The organism is [Phormidium] sp. LEGE 05292, from assembly GCF_015207735.1.
In the GTDB taxonomy this organism is placed as follows: domain Bacteria; phylum Cyanobacteriota; class Cyanobacteriia; order Cyanobacteriales; family Aerosakkonemataceae; genus Floridanema.
Genome location: NZ_JADEWG010000083.1, coordinates 21375 through 29361, shown reverse-complemented (window position 1 = coordinate 29361; position 7987 = coordinate 21375). Strand labels below are relative to the sequence as shown.

At 40.4% G+C, this 7987-nt stretch carries 7 protein-coding genes; 1 reads left to right on the top strand and 6 read right to left on the bottom strand.

The genetic code is table 11. The features are described 5' to 3' along the window. Nucleotides 1–23 precede the first annotated feature (23 nt). From IQ264_RS20850 to IQ264_RS20840, 3 genes are all read right to left on the bottom strand, one after another. Nucleotides 24–1064 (bottom strand): ABC transporter substrate-binding protein, encoded by a 1041-nt coding sequence (locus IQ264_RS20850; RefSeq protein WP_193982723.1) that lies wholly within the window; start codon nucleotides 1062–1064, stop codon nucleotides 24–26. 587 nt (nucleotides 1065–1651) lie between these two features. After that, nucleotides 1652–3361: an ABC-F family ATP-binding cassette domain-containing protein gene (locus IQ264_RS20845; RefSeq protein WP_193982722.1), complete on the bottom strand. Its 1710-nt coding sequence runs from the start codon at nucleotides 3359–3361 to the stop codon at nucleotides 1652–1654. A 157-nt stretch (nucleotides 3362–3518) separates the two neighbouring features. Continuing rightward, nucleotides 3519–4340, bottom strand: a complete 822-nt coding sequence (locus tag IQ264_RS20840) for an Rpn family recombination-promoting nuclease/putative transposase (protein WP_228061691.1) — start codon at nucleotides 4338–4340, stop codon at nucleotides 3519–3521. A 115-nt stretch (nucleotides 4341–4455) separates the two neighbouring features. Here IQ264_RS20840 and IQ264_RS20835 point away from each other — a divergent pair, with 115 nt between their 5' ends. Further along, the gene (locus IQ264_RS20835; RefSeq protein WP_322744772.1) at nucleotides 4456–4692 is read left to right on the top strand and encodes a hypothetical protein; all 237 of its coding nucleotides are present in this window, start codon (nucleotides 4456–4458) and stop codon (nucleotides 4690–4692) included. A gap of 58 nt (nucleotides 4693–4750) precedes the next feature. On the opposite strand, the gene IQ264_RS20830 is transcribed toward IQ264_RS20835, so the two are convergent. From IQ264_RS20830 to IQ264_RS20820, 3 genes are all read right to left on the bottom strand, one after another. Next, complete coding sequence (locus IQ264_RS20830; RefSeq protein ID WP_193982721.1) at nucleotides 4751–5035, bottom strand: type II toxin-antitoxin system YafQ family toxin; 285 nt, start codon at nucleotides 5033–5035, stop codon at nucleotides 4751–4753. Further along, nucleotides 5032–5259: a hypothetical protein gene (locus IQ264_RS20825; RefSeq protein WP_193982720.1), complete on the bottom strand. Its 228-nt coding sequence runs from the start codon at nucleotides 5257–5259 to the stop codon at nucleotides 5032–5034. The genes IQ264_RS20830 and IQ264_RS20825 overlap by 4 nt, the downstream gene beginning before the upstream one ends. A 92-nt stretch (nucleotides 5260–5351) precedes the next feature. Further along, complete coding sequence (locus IQ264_RS20820) at nucleotides 5352–7730, bottom strand: tetratricopeptide repeat protein (RefSeq protein ID WP_193982719.1); 2379 nt, start codon at nucleotides 7728–7730, stop codon at nucleotides 5352–5354. Nucleotides 7731–7987 lie beyond the last annotated feature (257 nt).

Here is a 7987-nt window from a genome sequence, read left to right as displayed (position 1 = left end):
CATCTCCCCATCCCCCCATCTCTTTACTGCCAGCCCTTGTACTGACTGACGTTTTGGCGGGTGATTAACTTGACTGGAATTAAAATGTTGCGGTTAGCAGGTCGTTTGCCATGCAAGATGTCGTTGCCGACTTGCACTGCTTTTCGCGTCATACCCAAGGGATCTTGAGCAGCAGTGGCAACTAACAAACTTTTAGGATCGGCGATCGCTTGCGTTGCTTCCGGTGCCCCATCCACACCAACAATGAAAAATTCGCTGCGTTTGGCTTGTCTAGCTGCAAGTTCCGCGCCTACAGCCGAAGGATCGTTAATGACAAAAACTGCATCTATTTTGGGAAAGGAGGTGAGCAAATCGCTCATTACCCGCAATCCGCCATCTCGACTACCCTCGGCATTCTGGTCTTTCGAGAGAATTTTGATACCTGGGTATTTGGCAAGTACCTGTTCGCAACCTTGCACTCGTTCAATTACCGAAACGACGGGTGGGCCATTCACTATTACGACGTTGCCTTTACCCTTAAGTCGATCGGCAATGTACTTACAACTGACTTGTCCTGCTTGCAAATTATTTGAGGTGATGGTAGCGTCTACCTCTCTACCTGCGCCCGTATCCACAGCAATGACTACGCTGCCAGCCTTTTTCGCTTTCGCCACCGCAGGTTCAATGCCTTTACTGTCCGCTGCGTTCAAAATGATGATATCGGTGTCTGAAGCCACAAAGTTTTCCATCTGGTTAAATTGTTGGTTCAGGTCATACCCACTCGAAACCAGCGTTACCCGCGTATTTGGGCCACCTATTTTTTTGGCTTCTATTTCCGCACCACGTCCCATTAAGACAAAAAACGGGTTGCTCAGATCGCCAACAGTGACAGCAACCGAATTAAGTTTGGGATTTGGATCTGATTTACCTTGAGCGATCGATCCTTTAGTTGCTGGATTCGGGGAACAAGCAGTTAGGATGCTGCCAAAGATACATAAAATCCCGATCGCGCCAGCGTGTGCGATCGCACGTATCGCGATTCCACCTCGAATCACGGACTGAACTTTTACTTTTTTCGCGCTCATCTGTCTCTACTAACTCCATAAACTTAGAGTCAACAGAATCACGATTTGCAAATCTAATCAACCTAGAATTACAGACAATCTATTGCCAAGTTCATTAAGCAACAATTCCAGCATTTTTTGTTACAATTTTTTACAATTGCTGTTGCGAAAATATGGATTTTATCTCAACTATGCTGTCAAAAAAAAGAGGTATAGAAATTTGCAAATCAAAATCTGAATTGCGTTTTATAGTATCAGAGAACAATCAAAGATCAATCTATCTTATGAATGAATATCTTTAAATTTCTCTGTTTTTATAGTTTCTAAATGTATACTTTTTGTTTCAAAATGTAACCGATTTATAAAACAAAATTCTGATATTGTACCTTAATTCACCTGATTATTATATTTTTAATCGCAACTTTTGAGAATTAATTAAGGAATTGTGCTGGATAAGCGCCAGAGTTTCTCAAAGCTCTCGATCGGCTAAGAATCATAAATCCAAAATCCCCGGTCACGCTTAAATAGACCTATCTAAATAAGTAGAGACGTTTTATAAAACGTCTCTAGTTTAATTTACAGAGTAATTTGCTAAGTTTTCTGCAAGTTTATTTGCGTTTTGCAGCCGCTTTTTTAGCAGCTTCTTTCGCTGCTTTTTCGGCTTTTTTAGCAGCTTTTTGGGCTTCAATTGCTGCTAATTTCGCTTGTTCTTTTTCTTCGGCAATTTTATCTAAGTAGTAGTGATAATCTCCTAGATAAACGCGGAATTCTCCATCACGGATTTCGACGATTTTGTTAGCAACTTGGGAGATGAAATAGCGATCGTGCGAAACTACAATAGCTGTTCCATCATAGTTTTGCAATGCTTCTTCCAACATTTCTTTAGCTGGAATATCTAAATGGTTTGTCGGTTCATCTAATATTAGTAAGTTAGCTGGACGTAACAACATTTTTGCTAAAGCGAGTCGCGCTTTTTCTCCCCCACTTAATGCACCAACTTGTTTATATACTGTGTCGCCACTGAACAAAAACCGACCTAACAAGGTGCGAACTTCTTCATTTTTCCATTCTGGTACTTCATCATGAATTGTATCCATGACGGTTTTTGTTAAGTCTAATGCTTCGGCTTGATTTTGTTCAAAGTAACCGGGAATTACGTTATGTGCGCCTAGTTTTACTGTTCCTTCGGTGGGTGTTTCTGCACCAGTAATTAGACGCAATAATGTAGATTTTCCAGCACCATTTGGCCCTAAAAACGCTATGCGATCGCCTCTTTCAATTAACAATTCTGCTCCTAAAAACAGAATCTTATCATCATAAGTATGCACCAAATCTTTGATGATTACTACTTCTCGACCGCTACGAGGTGCTGGAGGAAAACGAAAATGTAATGTTCTTAAAGATGCGGTTGGTGCTTCGATTCTTTCAATCTTTTCTAATTGTTTTTCTCGGCTTTTTGCTTGGGTGCTGCGAGTGGCGCTGGCGCGGAAGCGATCGACAAATGCTTGCTGTTTCTCTAATTCCTTTTGCTGACGTTCGTAAGCTGATAATTGTGCTTCTTGGTTTTCAGCTTTTTGTAACAAATAGTTGGAATAGTTACCTAAGTAAGTAGTAGAAACTCCGCGTTCTGTTTCCACGATTTGGGTACAAAGACGGTCTAAAAACTCCCGGTCATGTGATACAATTACCATTGGAGTTGTTAAACTTTTTAGGTAATTTTCTAACCATTCAATTGTTTCTAAATCCAAATGGTTTGTCGGTTCGTCTAATAGTAAAACATCGGGTTTTTGCAGGAGAATTTTGCCTAAACTCATTCGCATTTGCCAACCACCACTAAAAGCACTGACTAAGCGATCGCCATCCCCCTGTTCAAAACCCAATTCCGGCAAAATCTTATCAATTTGCGCGTCTAAAACATAACCATTTAAAGCTTCAAATTTCCTTTGAAACTTATCCATTTTATGAATAAGTTCATCTAACTCTTCTGGGTTAGCTGTTTCCATTTTCCGATGCACTTCTGACAAAGCTTCATGCACATCGTTTGCTTCTCCAAAAGCACGCCAAAATTCTTCTTTAACTGTGCGGCTAGGGTCTACTTCAAATTCTTGGGTGAGATATCCTATATGTAAACTTGCAGGACGAATGATTTCGCCAGATGTCGGTTCAATTTCTCCAGTGATAATCTTGAGTTGGGTAGATTTACCTGCACCATTAACACCAACTAAACCGATTCTATCCCCTGGCTTTACTTCCCAGTTGACATCTTTCAAAACCTCGCCTGTGGGGTAAATTTTACTAATATGTTCGAGTCGCAGCATTCAGAAGTCTCCAGGAAGTTAAAACAAGGGGTTTTTCGCCGCTCGATCGCTCAGGCGATAAAACAGACCGAAACAATCTTAACAAAATTTAATGGCAATTGTTGGGAGAAAGCGCGTTGGCGTAGCCTGCCGTAGGCGTATCGCTTCACTTTTAGTTTTAATTAGAAGATTCCGGTTGCGCCGCCTTCCTGACTTCTTCGATATCCAACTCTAACGCCTGTGCTATTTGTTCCACCGTTAATCCTAATGCTAACAACCGGGGTACAGATTCTAATTTCCCGTCTATCTTGCCTTCTTGAAAAGCGTCTTGATAAACTCTTGTTTGCTTTAATTCACTTAATCCAAACATTGCTTCTATCTCCTCTTGACTCTTGTTTGGTAACTTGTAGACCAATATAGTCTCTATCAATTGTAATACTTGGGTCTGGGTAAGTTCATCTGGTATTTCTGACCTGACTTTATTTATCAGATTTCTTGCTTGTTCAACCGCGTTTTCTTCTGGCAAAATGACTAATTTTATAGTTCCAACACCAATAGATTGTTCTGCTATTTCTCCCAGTTGATTTAGATAGATGCGTCTGACTCGTTGACTGGCGAAAAACTCGTGGTAATGTTTAATATCTCCGGTGTCTGTGCTTTGGTTGGGATATAAAACTACTGCACGCCAGTCATTTTGAGGTTTGTTTTGACGCAAGTATAAACAGATTTCGGCAAAAAAGCGCGAGTAAAATTCTGAGTCGGGTTGAAACTGAACTTCTAAAAAGTAAATTGGGTTTTCTTCGCCTACTGCGGGGAGAAATACGCCGTCGATGCGAAAGGCGGTTTGTTTGATTTCAACTGATGAGAATTGATAGTTGTTTGCTTCTTCTGGGGGACGGTTGATTAGTTCTCCCGAAGTTAAGGAAGTTAAGCTAGAGGCTAATTTCGTTGTTATAGATTTTCTGGTGTCTGAAAAGCTTGCTGGGGATGAATTTGCCAAATTGTTTTTACTACAGGTTATCTTCTTGCTTAACTTCGGGATCTCCTCTGGTTAAGGTTGGTGGAAAAGTGGAAACTAGACTCTGTTACCCCAAATGTTCGGAGGGAGGTAATCAGTGTTAAATTTATTTGTGTCTGAAAAAGTTGAGATGTTTTCTGAAGCGGTCATGGGAACGGTGGAAAGGACAATTACGCAAAATCAGCCGGGAAGAGTTAAGTGTTTGGGTAGTTATTGGCCTGCTCGATTTTATCATTCTAATTGTGATGATATTGTTATTCCTGATGATTTTGTCAAGGTTGTTGGTAGACAGGGAATTACTATGCTTGTGGTTCCGGTAAGTTTGGGGAATTAATCAATAATGGTTTGATTTTCAAGACTGGCGGGAGGTTATTTCTGTTTTACCGACACAGTTAATAAACTTCATCATGCGTGCCTATGTCAAGCAGAACAATAACTTCAATTTTGGTTTCTGTATCGAGTTCGATCGAGAAGACAATACGACAATCATAACCACAAGAGCAGGACTGAAGACCGTCAAACTTGCCGCTTAGTTTGTGGGTGGCGAGGGCTGGGGCAAATACGTCTGCTTCCATTTGTTGAAGAGTGTCTTCAATGCGTTGCTGGAGGTCAACATTTCGCTTGACAAACTTGCGGAATGCTCGTTTGAATTTGGAGGTTAAAACCAGTTGTCTCATACTTCTGGCTCATGCAAAGACTGGCGCAATGCTAGAATGACTTCCTGGGCTGACTGGGGTTGAAATTTACCTGCATGGAAATCTGCCAAGCTTTGTTGAGCATCGGCTGCCATTTTTGCACGGCGATTTTCGCGGAGGCGATTTTGCAGAATTTCGATTAGTATTTCCTGCTGTTCGTAGGGCAGTTGCGAAGCAGTTTCTAGCACTTGGTCAAGGGTGTTCATGGAACTGTTGTTATTGCCTGTAATGTTGAAACAGAAATGCAAAATTTGATTAAATTATATCACTTATCTCTAACTTTTGCGAGGTAATTTGGTTAATGATTTTCCCCATTTTCCATCGCCTGTCGCACTTTTTCAACTTGCTTGGGTGCTTCCATTTCGGTGAAGAGTCGAATTGCTTGTTGAAAGTTTGGCTGACTTTTTTCGGTGTCACCGATTTTTTGATAAGTTAAGGCAAGTTGATAGTAAGCTTCGGCTAGGTCGCATTTAGCACCTATTTTTTCTAGGAGTTCTATTGATTCTGTATGATGGGAAAGCGCTGTTGTAAAATCTCCCTGTTCTCGATAAAGTTCTGCTAGACCGTAGAGAGCTTTAGCCTTTACCTGGGCATAGTGACTTTCTTCAGCATAGGTGAGCGCTCTGAGGTACATTTCAAAAGATTTTTCTATTTCTAACAAATTCTTATATGTTTGACCTAGAAACAAAGGAGCATATCCCGTACACCATGAATCTAACTTTGATAATGTAAGTTTGCGGTAAGCATTGTCAGCAAAGTTAAATGCTTTTTCTTTACAGTTTAAACATGAATTCAAAAAAGCAATACAACACCAAACATCTATAGGATATAATTCATATTCATAGAAACCATTTTCGTAATTATTATTTTGCCATAATAATTTGACTTGCTCAAAAAGCAGCAATGCTTCTTCAATTTGCCACAAATCTATATTACATAATCCCGTGTTAAATAAATAATATCTTTTAAGCCTAGTTAACCAAAATTTTATTTCTCCTTCTCCTTGAAACGAATCTAGACATTGATTTGCAACTAATCCTGATTTTTGATGAGAGGAAATGGCTTTGTGAATCTCTCCTGTCAGCCAGTACAAATCACCTAATAGATTAAAAATTCTACTTAAAACATAGCTAGGACTAATTTCTTTAATTATCAGATTAATTGAAAAAATCATTTGCTTTAATAGACCTAGCCTATAAAACGACCTAGCAAGAGGCTCTCCTTCCTCCCATTTGTTAAATCTCTGATTTACAATTACGGTGCCAGCCATATTGAAATTATTAATCTCTAAATAGTGATAATAAGCTTCAAAAGCTCGCAGGGCATTTTCTGTTGTTTCAACTGTCTTAACACTATCTGTCCAAAACTCAGCAGCTTTACGATTCGCTATCTCCCAATCTTCACTTTCCCTCAGCCTTTTTATCGCTTCTGTCCTAATCACTGGATGTAGCCAGTATTCTTGATTACAAAATTCTACTAAAGACCTATCTTGCAACGATTTAATTACCCGCCGATGTTGGTTATCTTGCACATCCCAAAGCAAACAAAACAAACCTTCGATCGCAACTCTTGGAACATCTTGATATCGATAACATCCTAAACGGCAGAGAAGTTTATAAGCAGATGAATCGAGTTGTTGCAAGCGATTAAATTGACTAACAACTAAACCTTCTAATTCTCTCTCAATTAACAAATCATCTTTATTTGCTTGCCAATAAGCCGCTAAACTATTGTCATACTCCTTAATCGCACCAGGGAAAATTTGCATAGCTTTGGCATTTCCCCCGTAAGCTTGGTGCATCGCATTGAGCACTTCTGTATCTATCTGAATCTTGCGGCTGTTAAAAAACTCTTCCCATGCGGCGATATCCAAACCTTCCAAGCGATAATTCTCAACTGTTACCGCTGCTTCGCGCAGGCGTTCGCGGCTGGTAATTAGGGTAACAGATTGCACTGCTGGATCTGCTAAAGCAGTGAATAATTCCACATATTTTCGATGCGCTTCGATGCACCTGCCATTTTCATCTAGTGCTGGTTCTAAATTATCAATTAATACCCCTATTCTTTGCTTGGGATTTCGCAAATGTTGCCTCAATCTATCTAGGGTAACGCCAAACTCTCGCCCTGGTTCTTCATCAAAATATCGCCGCAACCATTCTTCAATTACACTTTCGGCTGAGGTAATATTTTGAGTTTCTTTTGCCATCCGCAGATCGAGTATTTTATCGAATCCCTGCGTGTGGAGAAATTGCCACGCCAGCGTTGTTTTGCCGATACCGCCTTTACCGTGAATGACGATCGCTTTTGCACCTTGTTGGATTAGGTTTTTGAGATCTGCGATCGCACCCTCCCGCCCCACAAAATTCGGATCTACCTTGGGTGGGGGTGGCGATACCTGAACATTAACAGTAATATCGTCTTTCTCTAGTTTGAGTCCCAATGCTGTAAAAAAAGCGTCAATTGAGCTTTTATCAACCTTTTCTTCTCGCCGCAATATCTTAGAAACGGTGTCTGTACTTAAAGCCTTAATTGACTTGGGATTAATCAGCGGATCGATTAATTCTGTTAACTGTTCGATCGTATACTGACCGCCAAAGTTTTCTCGTAGCGTATCTTGCAGTTTATCCCATCCGCGATCGCTCAGTATCCGTCCTCGATTTCGTCTTTGTTGAATCATCGCTTATCTGCCTAAGACCCTGGTTGCCGAAGTTACACCGATCTTAAGGAAGATAATAGCTTTTTTGGGATTTTAGGGTAGGGATGCGATCGTAAAATTTATCCTTTCTGGAAGCTGGGAAGTGCTTAGGTACTAGTTTCCCAGAATTTTAGCGAAAACAACTAAAGTTCCTGTCTATTTCCAGGATCTCCTCTGGTTGAGATTGTTGCCAAGTTGCACACTGAATTTAGTTTCAGAACTGGAGTCCTACAATCATC